14 protein-coding genes are annotated in these 19313 nt (G+C 65.7%); 8 read left to right on the top strand and 6 right to left on the bottom strand.

All coding sequences use genetic code 11. The features are described from left to right. The first annotated feature begins 30 nt into the window (after positions 1 to 30). Entirely contained in the window at positions 31 to 735 is a 705-nt protein-coding gene (gene tsaB / locus RI841_RS05110; RefSeq protein ID WP_310704499.1) for a tRNA (adenosine(37)-N6)-threonylcarbamoyltransferase complex dimerization subunit type 1 TsaB, read from the top strand. Further along, complete coding sequence (locus RI841_RS05105) at positions 732 to 1490, top strand: class I SAM-dependent methyltransferase (RefSeq protein ID WP_310704498.1); 759 nt, start codon at positions 732 to 734, stop codon at positions 1488 to 1490. Before tsaB ends, RI841_RS05105 begins: the two co-directional genes overlap by 4 nt. Positions 1491 to 1492: 2 nt before the next feature. Here RI841_RS05105 and plsB read toward each other — a convergent pair whose 3' ends face one another. Continuing rightward, on the bottom strand, positions 1493 to 3940 hold the full coding sequence (gene plsB / locus RI841_RS05100; protein ID WP_310704497.1) for a glycerol-3-phosphate 1-O-acyltransferase PlsB: 2448 nt from the start codon (positions 3938 to 3940) through the stop codon (positions 1493 to 1495). A gap of 128 nt (positions 3941 to 4068) precedes the next feature. Here plsB and RI841_RS05095 point away from each other — a divergent pair, with 128 nt between their 5' ends. After that, complete coding sequence (locus tag RI841_RS05095; protein WP_310704496.1) at positions 4069 to 5190, top strand: phospholipase D-like domain-containing protein; 1122 nt, start codon at positions 4069 to 4071, stop codon at positions 5188 to 5190. Positions 5191 to 5349: 159 nt separating this feature from the next. Here the strand turns inward: RI841_RS05095 and RI841_RS05090 are convergent, their stop codons facing one another. Then, positions 5350 to 6003, bottom strand: coding sequence for a YecA family protein (locus RI841_RS05090; RefSeq protein WP_310704495.1), 654 nt, complete (start codon positions 6001 to 6003; stop codon positions 5350 to 5352). 77 nt (positions 6004 to 6080) lie between these two features. Here RI841_RS05090 and RI841_RS05085 point away from each other — a divergent pair, with 77 nt between their 5' ends. From RI841_RS05085 to RI841_RS05075, 3 genes are all read left to right on the top strand, one after another. Then, the gene (locus RI841_RS05085; protein WP_310704494.1) at positions 6081 to 6629 is read left to right on the top strand and encodes a SprT-like domain-containing protein; all 549 of its coding nucleotides are present in this window, start codon (positions 6081 to 6083) and stop codon (positions 6627 to 6629) included. A gap of 175 nt (positions 6630 to 6804) precedes the next feature. Then, a complete protein-coding gene (gene acs, locus RI841_RS05080) occupies positions 6805 to 8754 on the top strand; it encodes an acetate--CoA ligase (protein ID WP_310704493.1) in 1950 nt (649 codons plus the stop codon). A gap of 219 nt (positions 8755 to 8973) precedes the next feature. Further along, positions 8974 to 9636 (top strand): response regulator transcription factor, encoded by a 663-nt coding sequence (locus RI841_RS05075; RefSeq protein ID WP_310704492.1) that lies wholly within the window; start codon positions 8974 to 8976, stop codon positions 9634 to 9636. A gap of 154 nt (positions 9637 to 9790) precedes the next feature. On the opposite strand, the gene RI841_RS05070 is transcribed toward RI841_RS05075, so the two are convergent. The 4 genes from RI841_RS05070 to RI841_RS05055 form a co-directional block, all read right to left on the bottom strand. Beyond that, the gene (locus tag RI841_RS05070; RefSeq protein WP_310704491.1) at positions 9791 to 13735 is read right to left on the bottom strand and encodes a NahK/ErcS family hybrid sensor histidine kinase/response regulator; all 3945 of its coding nucleotides are present in this window, start codon (positions 13733 to 13735) and stop codon (positions 9791 to 9793) included. Positions 13736 to 13813: 78 nt separating this feature from the next. Continuing rightward, a complete protein-coding gene (locus RI841_RS05065) occupies positions 13814 to 14329 on the bottom strand; it encodes a hypothetical protein (RefSeq protein WP_310704490.1) in 516 nt (171 codons plus the stop codon). Between the two features lie 98 nt (positions 14330 to 14427). Continuing rightward, entirely contained in the window at positions 14428 to 16224 is a 1797-nt protein-coding gene (locus RI841_RS05060) for a sodium:solute symporter family protein (protein ID WP_310704489.1), read from the bottom strand. Between the two features lie 6 nt (positions 16225 to 16230). Beyond that, the gene (locus RI841_RS05055; RefSeq protein ID WP_040185430.1) at positions 16231 to 16491 is read right to left on the bottom strand and encodes a DUF4212 domain-containing protein; all 261 of its coding nucleotides are present in this window, start codon (positions 16489 to 16491) and stop codon (positions 16231 to 16233) included. A 529-nt stretch (positions 16492 to 17020) separates the two neighbouring features. Here RI841_RS05055 and RI841_RS05050 point away from each other — a divergent pair. Further along, positions 17021 to 18844, top strand: coding sequence for a DUF294 nucleotidyltransferase-like domain-containing protein (locus RI841_RS05050; RefSeq protein WP_310704488.1), 1824 nt, complete (start codon positions 17021 to 17023; stop codon positions 18842 to 18844). Between the two features lie 48 nt (positions 18845 to 18892). Beyond that, positions 18893 to 19219, top strand: coding sequence for an exonuclease domain-containing protein (locus tag RI841_RS05045; RefSeq protein WP_310704487.1), 327 nt, complete (start codon positions 18893 to 18895; stop codon positions 19217 to 19219). Positions 19220 to 19313 lie beyond the last annotated feature (94 nt).

The raw sequence follows: 19313 nt of genomic DNA, 5'->3' as shown, positions 1-19313 counted from the left end.
TCCGACACTTCTCGCCATGACCTCTTGCCCATGCCGATCCTGTTGGCCCTGGATGCCTCCTCGAGCGCCTGTTCCGCCGCCCTGCTGCGCCGCCGCGAGGGCCTCGACGACGAACTGATCTCACGCTTCGCCCTGACCCCGCGCGAGCACACCCGCCGGCTGCTGCCGATGGTCGACGAAGTACTCGCCGAGGCCGGCCTGCCGGCCTCGGCGCTGGATGCCGTGGCCTATGGCAGGGGGCCGGGCTCCTTCACTGGCCTGCGCATCGCCGCCGGCGTCGCCCAGGGGCTCGCCTTCGGTCTCGACCGGCCGCTGGTCGGCGTCTCGACCCTCGAGGCGCTGGCGCTGGGCGCCCATCGTCGCCACCACTACCGTTGGCTGATCACCGCCCTGGACGCCCGCATGGGCGAGATCTATGTGGCGGCCTGGCAGTGCCGCGACGGCGCGCCCATGGCGCTGACCGAGGAGGCCGTGCTGCCACCGGAGCGGCTGCGCCTGCCCGCCGGCCATGATGACCACGATTGGGTCGGCATCGGCTCCGGCTGGACCCTGTGGCAGCAGATGTCTGCCGAGGTGCAGGCCGGCCTCGGGCTCTGCCTGACCGAGCCCGAGGCCGATGCCGCTGACATGGCACGGCTGGCGATGAGCGCCTTCGTCGCCGGTCAGGGCCGACCGGCCCACGAGGTGCAGCCGGTCTACTTGCGTGATCGGGTCGCCTGGCAGAAGGGCCGATGAGTCCTACCATGCCGGTGGGGGTGCGGGACCCGGCTCTGGCGGCGCGCCTCGGGCTGCCCCGGGCCGAAGAGGGCGAGGCCGAGCTGCTGCTGGTGCGCCAGGGCGACCGACTGGTACTGGCCGGTGATTCGCAACGCTATGGCCATCCCCTGACGGTGGATTTCGTTGCCGGACGTGCTGCCCACCGGCGTCGCTTCGGCGGGGGGCGTGGCCAGCTGGTGGCTCGTGCCTGCGGCCTGGCCAGGGGCGTCACCCCCTCGGTGGTGGACGCCACCGCGGGGCTCGGGCGTGACGCCTTCGTGCTGGCGAGTCTGGGGGCCGAGGTGCTGCTGGTCGAGCGGGTCGCGGCAATCTTTGCGCTGCTGGAGGATGGCCTGGTTCGGGCGCGATTCGATCCGGAGATCCGTGAGATCGCCGGTCGCATGGAGCTCGTCCACGGTGACGCTGCCCGCGACCTCGCGGCCCTGGTGGCGGCAGCCGATATTGCTCCCCAGGTGGTCCACCTCGATCCCATGTTCCCCCACCGCGACAAGTCCGCGCTGGTCAAGAAGGAGATGCGGCTCTTCCGCACCCTGGCCGGAGGCGACCCCGATGCCCCGCGGCTGCTGGAGGCGGCCCTGGACCTGGCGACGCATCGGGTGGTGGTCAAACGGCCCCGCAAGGCCCCGCCCATCCAGGGACCACCGCCCCGCCACGTCATCCAGGACAGGACCAGCCGCTATGACCTCTACGTCCACCGTCGCCTGGATGCCTGACCTCAGCCTTCCTCCGGGCGACTGACCCGCTGCAGCCGATGATGCAGGGCCGGGTCGAACAGCGCCCGGATCCGCTGGGCCGCCTCGCGCAGGCAGTCGTCGAATACCAGACGGCCGTGATCGGTACGGACCCATCCCTGTGCCGCCAGGCTCTCCACCAGTCCGAAGAACAGCCTGCTGTCGAAGAACGCCGGGGCGTCGAGTCCCGAGAGCAATGCCAGCCGTTCGGCGAGTTCGCGGCTGCGCGCGGTCAGCTCGTCGGCCGTGAAGTATCCCGCGGGTTCACTCAACAGCACCGACAGCAGCAGGTAGCCGCGTTCCAGGGAGGGCTGCATCAAGCGCCCGAGCATGCGCAGCTGTTCTCCGGCTTCCAGCGATTCCCGAGGGCGGCGCCAGCCCTCACCGTCAGGCTCCAGCAGCGCCGTCTCGACAAGGGCATTGAGCATGGTGGCCAGGCCCTCGCGCAGCGAGGCCGGCGGGGAGATCATCAGTTCCCGGGTCAGGATTGGCCAGCCGGGAGCGAGCAGGGTCTCGAGGCCATCCAGGTCATGGTATGTCTGATGGTGGAAGGCGAAGGCGGTGAGCCCGGCGAGCGCGAAGAGGTGCAGCACGTTGTTGCGGTACCAGCCCAGCAGGCCGGACTGGCGGCCGTCGGCGACGATGATGTCGCCCAGCGGGTGCGGGCGGCGCCCGACCATCCCCAGGGCGATCACCCGCTCGAGCCAGGCGTCGGGCGTGCCCTCGGGCAGGCTGACATGGTGGCCGCCCGGGAGGCGTTGCTGCAGGGCCACCAACAGTGCCAGCTGGCGCTTGAGCAGGCTGGCCTCGATGGCATGGTGGGGAGTGGCCAGCAGCACCAGGGCGACCAGGTTGACCGGGTTGAGGGCGGCGGCCGCATTGATGCGCTGCGCGAGGGTCTCGCCCAGGCGAGGCACGGCGCAGGCGAGCCAGGGCGGGCGCGGGTCGTCGAGCCGTCGTCGCCAGCCGGGCACCTCCGCGTCGAGGAAGGCCGGGAGCGACAGGGGCTCACCGATGTTCACGGTGACCTGGCCGAAGGGCTGGCGCAGCCGACCGAGGACCCGCAGCAGGCCCCACGGGCTCTCCTTGCGCTTCCCGCCGCCATGCAGTTCGCGCTGGTAGCTGCCGCTTTCGAGGATGCGCTCGTAGCCGATGTAGACCGGCACGAAGACCAGCGGCTGGCCGCCGCCGCGGGCACCGCGCAGGTAGGAGCGCAGGGTCATCGAGAGCATGCCGGGCCGGGCGGGCAGCATGCGGCCGCTGCGCGAGCGACCTCCCTCGATGAAGTACTCCAGCGGGTGGCCGCGTGCGATCAGGCGGTGCAGATACTCGTTGAAGACCGTGGCATAGAGGCGGTTGTCGTGGAAGCTGCGGCGTATGAAGAAGGCCCCGCCGCGCCGCAGCAGCGGGCCGATCAGCGGCATGTCGAGGTTGCGTCCGGCGGCGATGTGCGGGGGCATCAGGCCGTCGCGGTAGAGCACGTAGGAGAGCAGCAGATAGTCGATGTGGCTGCGATGGCAGGGGACGTAGACCAAGGTATGGTCACCGGCGACGGCCTTGACCTGGTCCAGGCCATGCACCGTCACGCCGTCGTAGAGGCGGTTCCAGAGACGCCGCAGCAGGCCGGCCAGGAAGCGCAGGACCGGGTAGGTCATGTTCGAGGCGATCTCGTGTCCGTAGCGACGGGCTCGGCCCTCGAGCCGGCCCGCCGATCGTTGCTCTGCGGTTGCTATATCGCGGACGACGTGATGCACCTCGGGACTCGCTGCGATCCCCTCGATCAGGGTTCGTCGATGAGAGAGGTCCGGCCCCAGTACCCGGGTGCGCAGGCGGCGAAAGTGCACTCGCAGCAGCCTCGCGACCTTGCGATTGGTGAGGCTGGCCTCTTGGGCATCCAGCAGTTCGGAGAGCCTGAGGGGGGTGCCGAGATGGACCTCCACATCCTTGCCGTTGACCATCACTGACAGCAGGCGGCGAACCCGCCCCGTGAGCTGCCAGCTGTCTGCGGCGAGCAGCTGCCAGAAACCGAAGCGCTTGCCCGGCGCGCGCCCCCAGAAGATGCTCACCGGCACCAGCTGGACATCGTGGGCGGGGTCCTGGTGGCACTGCTCGATCAGCGACAGGAAGGGGGCCTCCGGGCGACGCGTGCGGCGCCAGGGGCGACTTCTCGAGACAGGCAGCGGCAGGGTGGCAGGCAGGGTGACGGCGCCAATGGTGCGCTGGCCACCGGCTGTCGGCAGGCCATGGTTTCGGGTCAGCGATGCCAGCAGCAGGGTGTCGGAGAGCGCCGGATGCGGCAGCACATAGAGGGTCGGGAGCGTCGGCTCGAGGGGGAGCACTTCGGGCTCAAGCAGCCGGATCCGGGCCCAGCGGGCCATCAGTCGCTCTAGCGGCGCGCGCAGCGCGCCGGACAGCATGCATGCAAGGCTCATCCGTTCGCCTGTGCCCGGGGATGAGCCGTCAGTATAGCGGCCTGTCTTCTGGCGGTCAGGGGGCCGGGCTTTTCCCGGGGGGGCAAACATGCGTCAATGCTGTAACGGCTTGTGACAGTGAGGGTGCCATGCACGGCATGTGGCGAGATGGCAATCACTTCGAACTGCTTCCCGAGGCGGCCCTCTTCCTGCCCACGATGTTCGAGGCCGTCGACCAGGCGCGCCATTTCGTGTTGATCGAGCTCTACCTGATGGAGTCCGGACGGCTCGCCAGCGCGCTGATCGGGGCGCTGGTACGCGCCGCCGAGCGAGGCGTGTCGGTGTTGCTGCTGCTCGACGGTTACGGGGCCATGGGGTTGGCCAGCGCCGACCGTCAGCGTCTCGAGGCGGGGGGGGTGGCGCTGCGCTTCTTCAACCCGCTGGGGATGCAGTCGCCGGTGCGCAACCTGACTCGGGACCACCGCAAGCTGGTGGTGGTCGACGGCGCCGAGGCCTTTACCGGCGGCTTCGGGGTCGTGGACGAGTTCCTGGATGCCTGGTACGAGGTGGCGATACGCATCGAGGGGCCGGTGGTGGCCGACTGGATCCGGCTGTTCTGCCGGCTCTGGGACTCTCCCATGAGTCGCGGGCCTGGCAGGGCTTCGCTGGTGCGGGGTCTGGAGCTTGCGACACGTCCCCGTGAGGGCTTCCGCGGCATGCGGGGTCGGGTGGTCTGGGGGCAGGGCTATCGGTACCAAGCGATCCGCCATTCACTGCATCATCGTGTCTCCACAGCCGCTCAGCGGCTGTGGATCTGTACGCCCTACTTCGTGCCCACCTTCACCCTGCGCCGGCGCCTGGCTCGGGCAGCGCGGCGCGGGGTTGATGTGCGACTGCTGCTGCCGGGGAAGGTTCACGACCATCCCGGCGTGCGCTATGCCGGCCAGCGCTTCTATGGCCGCCTGCTGCGCGCGGGAGTGCGCATCTTCGAGTTTCAACCCACCTTCATCCATGCAAAGTTTTCGCTGGCCGATGACTGGGTCAGCCTTGGTTCGTGCAACTTCGACCACTGGAGCCTGCAGTGGAACCTGGAGGCCAACCAGGAGGTGGATGACCGCCGCTTCGCCGCCGAGGTCGCCGGTCTGTTCGAGCGCAATTTTGTGTCGAGTTCGGAGATCGACGCCGAGGCCTGGTCGCGGCGGCCACGCTTGCAGCGCTTGCGCGAATGGCTCTACGGGACCCTCGATGGAATGTTGACGCGGCTACGGTAGCCCGGCTTCGCCGGGAGCCATAAGCCTTAAGCTGGAAGGGCCGGGCTGCGCCCGGAGCTGTAAGCTTTAAGCTGTAAGAAAAAACCTGGTCGTGAGTCTAGGAGGCGACATTCTGGCTTACGGCTTACGGCTTACGGCTTACGGCTTACGGCTTACGGCTTACGGCTTACGGCTTTTCGTGCGTCCGGCGGGCCGCTTGCGGCGTGGCCGGGGCTTGGGTGTCTCCGGGGGGACGCGATAGTGCAGGTAGAGGTCCAGCACCAGTTCCGGCAGCTGGGTGACGAGCCCCTCGAGGCGCGACGCATCACCGGCCAGCTCCACCATGTCGGGTTGGTCATCGAACAGCCCGGAGAGCAGCATGAAGGGCAGCAGCAGGGTGGCGGCCGCCTCCTCATCGTCGCTGAACCAGGTGGCCTCGTCGAGGAAGACCCCTTCCATGAAGCCGGCGCACCAGTCGCCGATCGGCGTCTCCTGCGGAGCGCTGTCACCGAGCTCGAGCTCGAAGGGCAACTCCGGCAGGCCACCCGCTTCCAGCACCTCGATGGCGTTGTGCCTGAGTCGTTCGAGCAGCCCCAGGATGGTCTCGCGCTCGGCGTCATCCGCGAAGCCCGGGTCGCCATGGAATAGCTCGGCGACCCAGGCTGCCGCGGGCGTATCGCGCGGCGCCACGGCCAGGGCCACCAGGAAGCCGTGGGCGCCGATCAGGTCGAGGGCGTCGGCGTCGACCCGCTCGGAGTCGAGGAAGTCGTCGAGCAGGTCGAGCGCTTCGTCTTCGAGCAGCGGCTCGGGGAGGGGTGTTTCAGCATCGGACATGACGGCTCTCGCAAGGAAAACGTAGGCATGGGGGGAAGGCTTTACGCCTCGACTCGAAGGCGCCATCCTAGCATCCCATGACGATGCCCGCGCTTCCCGACCCCGACCCCACCCGGCTCGATGCCCTCGACCGCTCCGCTCTGCATCGCACCCTCATCGCGCGGGTCGAAGCGGCCTATCGGTTGTGTCGCGAGCTGCACCCTGAATTGCCGCGCCCGACGGTCTGGCTGGACCTGCGGGGCAAGTGCGCCGGCCAGGCGCACTTCGGTCGCGGCGGGCTGCGCTTCAATCCGGTGCTGTTGGAGGAGAATCGCCTCGCCTTCCTGGTCGAGGTGGTGCCCCACGAGATGGCCCACTGGCTGGTGCATCACCTGGAGGATGGCCATGGAGTGCAACCCCACGGGTGCGAATGGCAGACCGTGATGCGCCGCCTCTTTGGCCTGGAACCCAGGACGACCCACCACTTCGACACTGGCCGTGCCAGTCCGGCGCCTTACCGCTACCGTTGTGGCTGCCGCGAACATGGCTTCACCGCCCGTCGGCATGCCCTGGCATGCCGGGGACGCGGGTACCGTTGCCGGCAATGCGCTCAGACCTTGGTCTATCTCGGCCGTTCCGCTTCCTGATCCTGCTTATAAGTCATTGTTATTAATATAAAAAATGCTTCTACCAATGTCTAAAGGGAAGGCCGCGCCCTGACGTATATGCTGTGAATAGAGTTAATGGGGCTGGCCGTCTAATCACAATGCGGCCGGCAACATCCACCTGGAGGGTCCATCCCCCCCGGACAGAGGCATATCCATGACCGAACAGCAAAACGTCTATCCGGTAAGCGACGAGTTTGCCGCCAAGGCACACGCCGACAAGGCCACCTATCAGGCCATGTACCAGCAGTCGGTTGACGACCCCAAGGGCTTCTGGGGTGAGCAGGCCAAGCGTCTCGACTGGTTCAAGGCGCCGAGCAAGATCAAGCACACCTCCTTCGACTCGCACAACGTGGATATTCGCTGGTTCGAGGATGGCACCCTGAATGCCAGCGTCAATTGCCTCGACCGTCACCTCGATACTCGCGGCGACCAGCCGGCGATCATCTGGGAGGGTGACGACCCGAAGGACGACAAGACGCTCACCTATCGCGAGCTTTACGAGAAGACCTGCCAACTGGCCAACGGCCTCAAGGAGCTGGGCGTCGGCAAGGGTGACGTGGTCACGCTCTACATGCCGATGATCCCCGAGGCTGCCATGGCGATGCTGGCCTGTGCCCGCATCGGCGCCGTGCACTCGGTGGTGTTCGGCGGCTTCTCTCCGGATGCCGTGGCACAGCGCGTGATCGGGGCCAACTCGAAGCTGATCATCACCGCCGACGAGTCCGTTCGCGGTGGCAAGCAGGTGCCGCTCAAGGACAACATCGATGCGGCCCTGACTCGCGACGGCACCGAGGTGTGCGAGAAGGTACTGGTGGTCAAGCGTACCGGCGGGGAGGTCGACTGGAAGGACGGCCGTGACGTCTGGTACGACGATGTCGTTGCCAAGCAGTCCAGCGACTGCCCGGCTGAGGAGATGGGCGCCGAGGATCCGCTGTTCATCCTCTACACCTCCGGCTCCACTGGGGCACCCAAAGGGCTGAAGCACACCACCGGCGGCTATCTGCTCCACGCAGCGATGACCCACCAGTACGTCTTCGACTATCAGGAGGGCGAAGTTTACTGGTGCACCGCCGACGTGGGCTGGGTAACCGGCCACAGCTACATCGTCTACGGGCCACTGGCCAACGGCGGCACTACCCTGATGTTCGAGGGCGTACCCAGCTACCCGACCCATGGCCGCATGGGCGAGATCGTCGACAAGCACAACGTCAATATCCTCTATACCGCGCCTACCGCAGTGCGTGCCCTGATGGCGCATGGCGATGACGTCATGGATTCCAGCAAGCGCGACAGCCTGCGGGTGCTCGGTTCGGTGGGCGAGCCCATCAACCCCCAGGCGTGGGAGTGGTTCCATCAGGTGATCGGCAACGGGAAGTGCCCCATCGTCGATACCTGGTGGCAGACAGAGACCGGTGGCATCATGATCGCGCCGCTGCCCGGCGCTACCGACCTGAAGCCGGGTTCCGCCACTCTGCCGTTCTTCGGCGTGATGCCGGCGCTGGTCGATAACGAAGGTAACGAGCTCAAGGGTGCCGCCGAGGGTAACCTGGTGATCCTCGACTCCTGGCCGGGCCAGGCGCGTTCCATCTGGGGCGACCACGAGCGCTTCGTGCAGACCTACTTCTCGGCGTTCAAGGGCGTGTACTTCACCGGTGACGGCTGCCGTCGTGACGAGGACGGCTACTACTGGATCACCGGTCGCGTCGACGACGTACTCAACGTCTCCGGCCACCGCATGGGCACCGCCGAGATCGAATCCTCTCTGGTGGCCCACGAGGCCGTGGCCGAGGCGGCCGTCGTCGGCTTCCCCCATGACATCAAGGGGCAGGGCATCTATATCTATGTGACCCTGGCCGATGGCTTCGAGGAGAGCGATGAGCTCAAGAAGGAGCTGACCCAGTGGGTGCGCAAGGACATCGGTCCGATCGCATCGCCCGACGTCATCCAGTGGGCCCCGGGCCTGCCCAAGACACGCTCGGGCAAGATCATGCGCCGGATCCTGCGCAAGATTGCTGCCAACGAGTGTGACGGTCTGGGCGACACCAGCACCCTCGCGGATCCGTCGGTGGTCGACGAGCTGATCGACCATCGCGCCAACCGCTAAGGCACTGTCTGTCCGGCGACGGGGTGTCATTGCCTGTCGCCTCATGAAACGCCAAGCCGGCCCCACGGGGCCGGCTTCCTTGTGGGCGGCCGGCACAGTGTCGACAATATCCCGAGAACCCTTGGGGATCACCGCAACCATGGGGTAACATGCGAACAATAACGTAGAGTTAAGCGTGGCGGCCGTCGGCTCGCCGCTCGAGGAACCGGAGGAAGATCCATGGCCTTTGCCCAAAAATTCATCGTTGCCGATGACCATCCGCTGTTCCGTGCGGCCCTGACCCAGGCCCTGCGTCAGCTGGCGCCCCAGGCCGAGATCGTCGAATCCGACACCATGGAGGCCACCACCGAGGTGGTCACTCGTCATCCCGATGCCGACCTGATCCTGCTGGACCTGCACATGCCGGGGGCCCACGGCTTCTCCGGCCTGATCCAACTGCGTGGCCAGACGCCCGACATCCCGGTAGCAGTGGTCTCCGGCAGTGATGAGGTTCATGTGGTGCGCCGCGCGATTGATTACGGGGCCTCGGGCTTCATTCCCAAGTCCTCGTCCCTGGCGCTGATCGCCGAGGCGGTGGGTGAGATCCTCGATGGCGAGGTCTGGCTGCCGGCCGAGATGGCCGCGGCATTGGGCGAGTCCAACGAGGAGGAGACCAAGTTTGCCGAGGCCATCGCCTCGCTGACCCCGCAGCAGTTCCGGGTGCTCAACATGCTCACCGAGGGGCTGCTCAACAAGCAGATCGCCTATGAGCTGAGCGTCTCCGAGGCCACCATCAAGGCCCACGTCACCGCCATCCTGCGCAAGCTCGGCGTGCATTCCCGCACCCAGGCGGTGATTGCCGCGCAGAAGCTCGAGGTCGAGCCGCCGAAGGTGGAGTCCTGAGCCGGCGGAGCCGGCTCAGAAGCTGTAAGCCTTAAGCTTTAAGCCGTAAGAAAAGAGCCCCACGGATCATGCGATCGTGGGGCTCTGCTATTCATGACGTCATGCTGCATCGCTTACAGCTTACAGCTTACAGCTTACAGCTTACAGCTCGCCGCTAGGCGCCGGGCGCCCTGCTGGCCTGCAGCGTGCGGGTCAGCAGGGCGCGCAGGGCGGCGGGGCGCACCGGCTTGAGCAGCAGCTGGTAGCCGGCGCGCTTGACCTCCTCGGCGACCTCCTCGGTGCGGTCGGCGGTGATCACGATGCCGGGCACCGCACCTTCCAGCCGCTCGCCGAGCGCCTCCAGGGCCATCAGCCCGGTGACCTCGTTATCCAGGTGGTAGTCCGCCAGTATCGCGTCCGGGTCGCCGTCCAGGTGGCGCAGCACCGACTTGGCACCACCGATGGTGGTGGCGGTGAAGACCTCGCAGCCCCAGCCCGAGAGCATCGCCTTCATGCCCTCGAGAATCAGCGACTCGTTGTCGATGCACACTATCCGGGTGCCAGCGAGCTTGTTGACGGCCCGTTTCGGGGTGGCGTCCTCGGCCTGCTGCGTCGCGGTGCGGGGCGCGACCACTGGCACGCTGACCGAGAACATGGTGCCGAAGCCCTCCTTCGAACTCACCCGGATGGGGTGGTCGAGGACGCGGGCCATGCGGTCGGCAATGGACAGTCCCAGGCCCAGGCCCTTCTCGCTCTCCTTGTGCCGCGTGGCCTGGTCGAGGCGTCGGAATTCCTGGAATATCTCGAGCTGCTTGGCCTCGGGGATCCCCGGGCCTGAGTCCCAGACCTCGATGGTGAGGCGTTCGCCCTGGCGGCGGCAGCCCAGCAGCACCCGGCCGGCCTGGGTGTAGCGAATGGCATTGGAGAGGAAGTTCTGGATGATCCGACGCAGCATTTGCGGATCGCTGTCGACCCACTGGCGGGTCGGCACCACCACCAGGTCCAGGCCGCGCTCATCGGCCATCACGTCGAACTCGGCGCGCAGCGGCTGGATGATGTCGGCCAGGGCGAAGTGGCTGCGCCGCGGGGTGAGGGCGCCGGCATCCAGCTTGGAGATGTCGAGCAGGGTGCCGAGCAGCTCCTCTGCGGCCTGCAGCGAGTTGTCGATATGGCCGATGGTGCGCTTCATGTCCTCGGCCGCCATCTCCTGGGCGAGGGCCGAGGTGAACAGCCGCGCGGCATTGAGCGGCTGCAGCAGGTCGTGGCTGGCGGCGGCCAGGAAGCGGGTCTTGGAGGCGTTGGCATCCTCGGCCAGCTGCTTGGCCTGGCGCAGGGCGAGTTCGGCCTCGGCGCGTACCCGGTTTTCCTGGCGCAGGGCAGCGTTGGCCTCGGAGAGTGCCTGAGTGCGCTCGCGCACCCGCTCCTCCAGGGTCTCGTTGGTCTCCTTGAGGGCGATCTCGGCCAGGCGTCGCTCGGTGATGTCCTGATAGAGGGCGAAGAAGCCCAGTATCGCTCCGCTGTCGCCGAAGTGGGGCGTGTAGGTGACCAGCATGTAGCGCCGATCGTCACCGATGGGCAGCGAGACCTCGAAATTGACCCGCTCGCCGGCCAGGGCGCGCTCGATCCACGGTGACCGCTCGCGTGCCATCTCCGGGTCCATCACCTCTTCCACGCGCTTGCCGATCACCGCGTTGCGGTCGATGCCGAAGGCCTGCTCGTAGGCGCGGTTGGTGAAAAGGTAGCGGCACTCCTTGTCGAAGTAGGCGATCAGCGCCGGCACGTTGTCGGTATAGATGCGGATGTTGTTCTCGGAGCGGATCAGCGCTTCCTCGATGCGCTTCTGCTGGGTGATGTCCTGGTAGGTGTAGACGAAACCGCCCCCCGGCATGGGGTTGCCCTGCACTTCCAGCACGCTGCCGTCCTGGCGATAGCGCACATAGCGATGGGGGTGACCCTCGCGGATGTTGTCGATCAGCAAGCGTACGTGCTCCTCGGGATCGCCGGGGCCGTATTCGCCGTTGTGGGCGTTGTAGCGAAAGATCTTGTCCATCGGGGCGCCGACGCGGATCAGGTGATCGGGGAAACGGAACAGCTCCAGGTAGCGCTGGTTCCACACCACCAGGCGCAGGTTCTGGTCGACGACGCTGATGCCCTGGTTGATGTTCTCGATGGTGGCCTGCAGCAGGGCGCGGTTGAACTCCAGCACCTGGGAGGCCTCGTCGACGATGGAGATCACGTCCGAGATGCCGATGCCGCGCCCCTGAAGGGCGGAGTTGACCACGATGCGGGCCGAGGAGGCGCCCAGCACCGAGGCGAGGAAGCGCTCGGTGAACTGGATGACGTCGATGGAGGCTCGGGTATTGTCCTCCAGCGGTTTGCCGGTGCGCCGGGCATAATCCTCGAAGGAGCGACTGACCTGGCCGGCGCCCAGGAATCGCTCGCAGAGCACCTTGAGGTCGCCCACGGTGGTGGCGCCGGTCCAGGGGCGGTTCACCGAGGTCTGGCGTGTCTCGACGCTGTCGACGAACAGTGAGGCCTGGATGCGCTCGACGACCCGCTGGGGCGTCATCTGGGAGACGAAGATGTAGCAGAAGAGATTCACGCCCAGGGAGAGCATAACCCCATGGGTGAAGCTGTCGCCGACGTTGAGCCCGAACAGCGAAGTAGGGGCCAGCCAGGCGATGTTCAGCGGGCCGCCGTCGAGCCAGTTCCCCGGCAGCACCCCGGCGCCGATCAGGGTGGGCATCAGCAGGCTGTAGGCCCAGATGGCGAAGCCGGCGTTCATGCCGGCGATCACCCCGAGGCGGTTGCCACGCTTCCAGTAGAGGCCGCCAATCAGTGCCGGGGCGAACTGGGCCGCGGCGGCGAAGGAGAGCATGCCGGTATTGGCCAGCGAACTGAACTCGCCGATCAGCTGGTAGAAGCCATAGGCCATGGCCAGGACCACGGCGATGGTGATGCGCCGCGCCCGCAGCACCAGGCGGCCGTAGTCGCGCGGTTTGGTATCGAACCAGCGCAGGCGGAACAGGGCGGGGATGACGATCTCGTTGGAGATCATGATCGAGACCGCCACCGCGGCCACGATCACCATGCCGGTGGCGGCCGAGAAGCCGCCGATGAAGGTCAGCAGCGTCAACCATTCGTTGCCCGCGGCCATGGGCAGGGCCAACACGTAGGTGTCCGGCTCGATGCCGCTGTCGGCGAAGATGGTCAGGCCTGCCGCCGCGAGGGGGATGACGAAGAAGGCAAAGGCCAGCAGGTAGAGAGGAAACAGCCAGCGGGCCTTGGTGGCGTCGTCGCGATGGATGTTTTCCACCACCGCCACATGGAACTGGCGGGGCAGGCAGAGGATGGCCAGCATGGCCAGCAGGGTCTGGGCCCAGAAGCTCTGGCCGAAGCTCTGGTCAGCCAGTTGACGCTGTAGCTCGAGCTGGGTCTCGGCACGGCCCAGTAAGTCGCCCAGGCCGTCGAACATGCCCCAGGTGACGTAGGTCCCGAGGGCCAGGAAGGCGAGTAGCTTGACCAGCGACTCGAAAGCCACGGCATGGATCAGCCCCTCGTGATGCTCGGTGGCGTCGGTGTGGCGGGTGCCGAAGAGGATGGCGAAGGCCGCCATTACCATCGCCACATAGAAGGCCGTGTCGCCGAACAGCGGCGCACGCGTGATGTCACCGGCATCGGTGAGCACGCTGAAGGAGGTGGAGACCGCCTTCAGCTGCAGGGCAATGTAGGGGAGGGTGCCGATCAGTGCCACCAGGCTGGCGAAGGCGGCCAGTGACTGGGTCTTGCCGTAGCGCGAGGCGATGAAGTCGGCGATGGAGGTGACGTTCTGGTGTTTGGCGACGCGAATCATCTTGGCCAGCACTGGCCAGAACAGCAGCAGGGTGAGGATCGGCCCGACGAAGATGCTGGCGAAGGACCAGCCCGCGGTGGCCGCCTGGCCCACGGCGCCATGGAAAGTCCAGGAGGTGCAGTAGATGGCCAGCGCCAGGCTGTAGATCACCGGGCGGCGCCGGCTTGCCCCATGTTCCCGGGCACGGCGATCGCCCCGCCACGCGATGGCGAACAGCACGGCGATGTAGAGCAGTGAAACGGCGATCAGCAGCCAGCCAGCGAACATGCACTCTTCTCCCTTCCGGATGCGCCTATTCTAGGGCAAGGCCGCCCCCCTGGGCAGGGCGATGAAGGGGCGCAGGGGTCAGCTCGCCGTGCAGATAGCCTGGTAGAGGAAACTGGAGACCTCGACGCGGCGCATCTGTTCGGTGCGCGGGACGCGAGATTCGCCCTCCAGGGGGAGCATTTCCCGGGTCGCGCAGTTCATCAGGTAGACCTGGTGACTCACCTGGTCCACGTACTCCTTCTCGAAGCGGTAGAGAATGAACTCGACCAGGCGACCGTCATCTCCCTGGCTCACCGCCAGGTTCTCGTGGTCGACGATGGTGAAGGCCGTGGTCATGGGGAAGGCGAAGGTCCAGGGGCGCCAGAACATCTGGCCCTCCTCCACGGAGACCACCTCGGCGGATTCGGGCAATTGCTGCTGCTTGTGCTCGAACCAGGTGTATTCGGTATAGATCTGGTAGCCGAGCATCCCCAGACCACCGCACGCCGGGATGATCCAGCGCGGCAGTCGCTTGCCGCTGGCCATTCGCAGGATCAGGCCGACCCCGGCGGCGCCGAGGCCAGCGAAGACCGCTGCTATCAAGTGCCATATCATGATGGATGCGTCCTTGAAAGCGATCGGGCTTCCCTGAGGAAGCCCGATCGGTAGTGGTTGGACTGGCCCGGCTAGCCGGGCCAGGAGGCCATTATGGCTCAGTGCTCGGTCGCGACACCAGCACCCTTCGGATAGCGGACGCTTTCCACCAGGTCCTGGATCTCCTGCGGAGGCTCTTCGGTCGCACTGGAGACGGCGAAGGCCACGGCGAAGTTGAAGATCGCACCGACGGCACCGAAGGAGAGCGGCGAAATGCCGAATATCCAGTTGTCCGGCGTGTTGGCCAGCATGTTGGTGCCCGGAATGAACAGCCAGCCCAGATAGGTGAAGATGTACAGCAGGGTAGTGCCCAGGCCGGTCAGCATGCCGGCAACGGCGCCCTTGTTGTTCACCCGCTTGGAGAAGATGCCCATCATCAGCGCCGGGAACAGCGAGGCACCGGCGATACCGAAGGCCAGCGCCACCGTCTGTGCCGCGAAGCCCGGGGGATTCAGGCCCAGGTAGGTCGCCAGCAGGATGGCACCGGCCATGGAGATCCGCGCCGCCAGCATCTCACCCTTCTCGGTGATCTTCGGATTGATCATGGTCTTGATCAGGTCATGGCTGATGGCGGAGGAGATGGCCAGCAGCAGGCCGGCTGCGGTTGACAGAGCGGCCGCGATACCCCCGGCGGCGATCAGGCCGATGACCCAGCTCGGCAGGTTGGCAATCTCCGGGTTGGCCAGCACTAGAATGTCGTTGTTGACGTTCAGTTCGGTGCCTTCCCAGCCACGCTCTGCAGCGGTGTCGGCGAAGTCTTCGTTGCTGTCGTTGTAGACCTGGATGCGGCCATCGTTGTTCTTGTCTTCGAAGGTGATCAGACCGGTTTCTTCCCAGGTCCGGACCCACTCGGGACGCTCTTCGTAGCGCAAGGCGTTATCGGTGGCCTCATCGTAGTTCTCGACCTGGCCGGCCATGTCCGGATAGACGGTGGTCATCAGATTCAGGCGCGCCATGGAGCCCACCGCAGGAGCGGTCAGGTAGAGCAGGGCGATGAACACCAGGGCCCAGCCGGCCGACCAGCGGGCATCGGCCACCTTCGGCACGGTGAAGAAGCGGATGATGACGTGGGGCAGGCCCGCGGTACCGACCATCAGCGACAGGGTGAACAGCACCATGTTGAGCTTGTTGTCGACGTCGGCCGTGTAGTCGCGGAAGCCCAGCGCATTGATCACGTCATCCAGCTTGGCCAGCAGCGGCACACCGGATTCGGTGTGGGTGCTGAACAGGCCCAGGCCGGGAATGGGGTTGCCGGTCAGCTCCAGGGAGATGAACACGGCCGGGATGGTATAGGCAATGATCAGCACGATGTACTGGGCCACCTGGGTATAGGTGATGCCCTTCATGCCGCCGAAGACTGCATAGAGGAAGACGATGAAGGCCGCGATCCAGATGCCCCAGGTGTTGGAGACCTCCAGGAAGCGCGAGAAGGCCACGCCAGCACCGGTCATCTGGCCGATGACGTAGGTGATCGAGGCGACGACCAGGCAGATCACCGCGACCAGGCGGGCGGTGTTGCTGTAGAAGCGGTCACCGATGAAGTCGGGCACCGTGAACTTGCCGAACTTGCGCAGGTAGGGCGCCAGCAGCATGGCCAGGATGACGTAGCCACCGGTCCAGCCCATCAGGAAGGTGGAGTTGGCGTAGCCACCGGAGGCCAGCAGGCCGGCCATGGAAATGAAGGAGGCCGCGGACATCCAGTCGGCGGCGGTGGCCATGCCGTTGGTGACCGGATGCACGCCGCCGCCGGCGACATAGAAGTCCTTGGTCGAGCCCGCTCGGGCCCAGATCGCGATGCCGATGTAGAGGGCGAAGGAGGCCCCTACGAACAGCAGGTTGATTGCAAACTGACTCATGCTGGCTTACTCCCCGAGTCCGAACTGTTTGTCGAGCCGGTTCATCTTCCAGGCGTAGAAGAAGATGATGCCGATGAAGGTCAGGATCGAACCCTGCTGGGCGAACCAGAAGCCCAGGTCCGTCCCGCCGACGGGAATGCCGGCCAGCAGCGGTCGCAGCAGGATAGCGAAGCCGTAGGAGACCAGGGCCCAGACGATCAGGCACCCCGTGATCAGGCGTACGTTCGCCTTCCAGTAAGCAGCGGCATTGGCTTTGTCGTCTGCCATAGTGTTGCTCTCCACTTGTTATTGAGGTTGGGAAGTTGCCCAGAGCGTTGCGGTCACTCATCAGGACAGTCGTGTCGACGGAGCCAGCCTTGCCTGCGCAGTCTGGATCAGCCTGTCATCAGGTTGCCCGCTCCTTGTCGAGGTGCACTGTCGACGCGGGATTGTCCTGCATGGCTCATGGTCAATAGTGGGCAGAAAATGCCCAAAAAAAATCCCAGACTTTCGTATCATGAAAAGATACCGATGAAAGGTGTTTGTTATAAAGTCTTTATTATCAGTGGCTTAGTTTCTGGTTGCGGGCGAGGTTACTGTACGGGAAGCCTCTGTATAGGACGATGGTATAGCCTCGAAATTCAGGCCGGTTACGCTTCACCTCGGGGGTGTCTTTGACGATGGTCTAAGGTCGTCCGGATAGGACGATTGTCTAGGTTATTCACTGAAACCTGACTTTGCTATCTTGAGCCTTCGTTCAAAACGCAGCATAACCTAGCTAGCGTGGTGGTGATCACCGCGCAATGAGGACGGCCCCATGGTCGATGTAGAACTCTCACAGCCACCTTTCAACTTTCTCGACGAGGAAGGCCGGGAGCGTGTCCGCAGCGGTATCGACCTGGCCTATTTCGACCGTGACGAGATCATCCTCGATGCTGGCCAGCCCGGGGAGTATGTGTTCCTGATCCATAAGGGGGAAGTCGCCGAGCTGGACCCGACCCTGCCGGGCGGCCAGTCCCGTATCGGCCACTACACCGCCGGCGACCTGTTCGGGGCCATCAGCATCCTCAACGGCAAGAGCCGCTATCGCTTCCGGGCCGAGCAGGAGAGTCTCTGCTACCTGCTGCCCAAAGGGTTGTTCAAGCAGCTCTGCGAGGCCTATCCGGCCTTCTCCGAGTTCTTTCGTCAGCGCCTGGCGCAGAAGACACGGCTGCTCACCGAACGTCGTGCGGAAGGCGGGGTAACCATGGCCGGTTTCATGCTCGCCCGGGTCGGGGAATGCATGCGCACCCCGCTGCTCGTCGACGGCACAACCAGCATCGCCGAGGCGGTCCATACCCTGAATGACAGCCATGCCGACAGCCTGTTGGTGCAGGGCGAGAATGGACCGGGCATGGTCACCAAGACTGACCTGCTCAATGCTCTGGTGCTCGAGGGGCTGGCCCAGGAGAGTCCGGTGCGGGCGGTCGCCCACTTCCAGCTGATCATGGCGACGCCGGGCCAGTACCTGTTCGAGGTGCTGGTCCAGATGACCCGCTTCAAGGTGGAGCGGGTGGTGGTGATGGAAGACGGTGCCCCGGTGGGGGTCGTGGAGCTGACCGACGTGCTCAGCTACTTCTCCAGTCGCAGCTACGTGGTCAGCCTCCAGGTGGAGCAGGCCAATAGCCTGGATGCACTGGCCGACGCCAGCCGCCGCACCCCGGAACTGGTGCGTGCGCTGATGGCCCAGGGCGTCAAGCTGCGCTTCGCCATGGGGCTGTTGGCGGCCCTCAACGGGCGCATCATGAACAAGGCCTGGGGCTTTCTGATCGACGAGCACTACCACGCCGATAGCTGCCTGATCGTGATGGGCAGCGAAGGGCGTGGCGAGCAGATCCTCAAGACCGACCAGGACAACGGCCTGATCCTGGCTGACGGCCTGGAGTGGCCCGACTGCCATGAGCAGATGCAGCGCCTCACCGAGACGCTCATCGAGCTGGGTTATCCGCCCTGCCCGGGCAATATCATGGTCTCCAACCCGGAATGGGTCGGTACCGAGACCCAGTGGCGCGGACGCATCGCCCAATGGGCGGCGAGCCGTGACGGCGAGAGCTTGATGCGGCTGGCCATCATGCTTGACTCCCACGCCGTGGCCGGCAATCCGGCCCTGCTCGAACGGCTGCGCAAGGAACTCTTCGAGCGCTGCAGTCGCGACGAGATCCTGCTCTCCTATTTCGCGCGCACGGCGCTGCGCTTCTCCACGCCGCTGACGCTGTTCGGCTCCCTGAAGAAGCCACAGCACGGCATCGACATCAAGAAGGGAGGCATCTTCCCCATCGTCCACGGGGTGCGCACCCTGGCGCTGGAGCGTCGCATCACCGCGACCTCCTCCCATGACCGGCTCGAGGCGCTGGTGGCCGATGGTCGCCTGGAGGAGCGTTTCGCCGAGGACCTGGGGGAGGCGCTGTCGCTGTTCACCGAGCTGCGGCTGCGCCAGCAGCTCGAACGCCTTGACGACGCGGAAGGGCGGGGGGAGGACCCCGACCGGGTGGTGGTCCAGGAGCTCTCCTCGCTGGAGCGGGATCTGCTGCGCGAGGCGCTGCACATCGTCAAGGACTTCAAGCAACGGCTGTCGCACCGCTTCCACCTCGAGTACTCGTGAGTCACGAGGGACTCCCTCAAGGAACGACAACGACAATAGGAGGTTTTCATGCTAAAGGCACTGCGGCGTGCCGCCGATCGTCGACGACAGGCCCACGGCGACTATGGCTGGCTCTTCGCTCCCTACACCGGGGACGAGATGGTCGCTATCGACTGCGAGACCACCGGGCTCGATACCCGTCAGGCCGAACTGGTGTCGTTGGCGGCGGTGCGTATCCGCGGCGACCGCGTCCTGACCAGCGATTCGCTGGACCTGCGACTGGCGAGGCCGGCGAGTCTCTCCGGTGATTCCATCCGCATTCATGGCTTGCGCGGCATCGACCTGGCCGAGGGAGCCGGCATCGACGAGGCGCTGGCGCGGCCGTGCTGCAAGTAGTCACGCAGCAGCCGCAGCGTGTGCGCGTCCAGCGGAAGCGTCAGTGGCGAGCGCGTCTTGGACTGATAGACGTGAAGGAGTTCTTGCTCCCAGT

The sequence above is a fragment of the Halomonas sp. genome (genome assembly GCF_031581305.1).
Classification (GTDB): Bacteria; Pseudomonadota; Gammaproteobacteria; order Pseudomonadales; family Halomonadaceae; genus Halomonas.
The sequence above is the reverse complement of the archived record's forward strand: the minus strand, read 5'-3'. Positions and strand labels throughout refer to the sequence as shown.

Coding starts and splice junctions, on each gene's coding strand:
- tsaB (WP_310704499.1), top strand. CDS start 31: ATGCCGATCCTGTTGGCCCTGGATGCCTCCTCGAGCGCCTGTTCCGCC.
- RI841_RS05105 (WP_310704498.1), top strand. CDS start 732: ATGAGTCCTACCATGCCGGTGGGGGTGCGGGACCCGGCTCTGGCGGCG.
- plsB (WP_310704497.1), bottom strand. CDS start 3,940: ATGAGCCTTGCATGCATGCTGTCCGGCGCGCTGCGCGCGCCGCTAGAG.
- RI841_RS05095 (WP_310704496.1), top strand. CDS start 4,069: ATGCACGGCATGTGGCGAGATGGCAATCACTTCGAACTGCTTCCCGAG.
- RI841_RS05090 (WP_310704495.1), bottom strand. CDS start 6,003: ATGTCCGATGCTGAAACACCCCTCCCCGAGCCGCTGCTCGAAGACGAA.
- RI841_RS05085 (WP_310704494.1), top strand. CDS start 6,081: ATGACGATGCCCGCGCTTCCCGACCCCGACCCCACCCGGCTCGATGCC.
- acs (WP_310704493.1), top strand. CDS start 6,805: ATGACCGAACAGCAAAACGTCTATCCGGTAAGCGACGAGTTTGCCGCC.
- RI841_RS05075 (WP_310704492.1), top strand. CDS start 8,974: ATGGCCTTTGCCCAAAAATTCATCGTTGCCGATGACCATCCGCTGTTC.
- RI841_RS05070 (WP_310704491.1), bottom strand. CDS start 13,735: ATGTTCGCTGGCTGGCTGCTGATCGCCGTTTCACTGCTCTACATCGCC.
- RI841_RS05065 (WP_310704490.1), bottom strand. CDS start 14,329: ATGATATGGCACTTGATAGCAGCGGTCTTCGCTGGCCTCGGCGCCGCC.
- RI841_RS05060 (WP_310704489.1), bottom strand. CDS start 16,224: ATGAGTCAGTTTGCAATCAACCTGCTGTTCGTAGGGGCCTCCTTCGCC.
- RI841_RS05055 (WP_040185430.1), bottom strand. CDS start 16,491: ATGGCAGACGACAAAGCCAATGCCGCTGCTTACTGGAAGGCGAACGTA.
- RI841_RS05050 (WP_310704488.1), top strand. CDS start 17,021: ATGGTCGATGTAGAACTCTCACAGCCACCTTTCAACTTTCTCGACGAG.
- RI841_RS05045 (WP_310704487.1), top strand. CDS start 18,893: ATGCTAAAGGCACTGCGGCGTGCCGCCGATCGTCGACGACAGGCCCAC.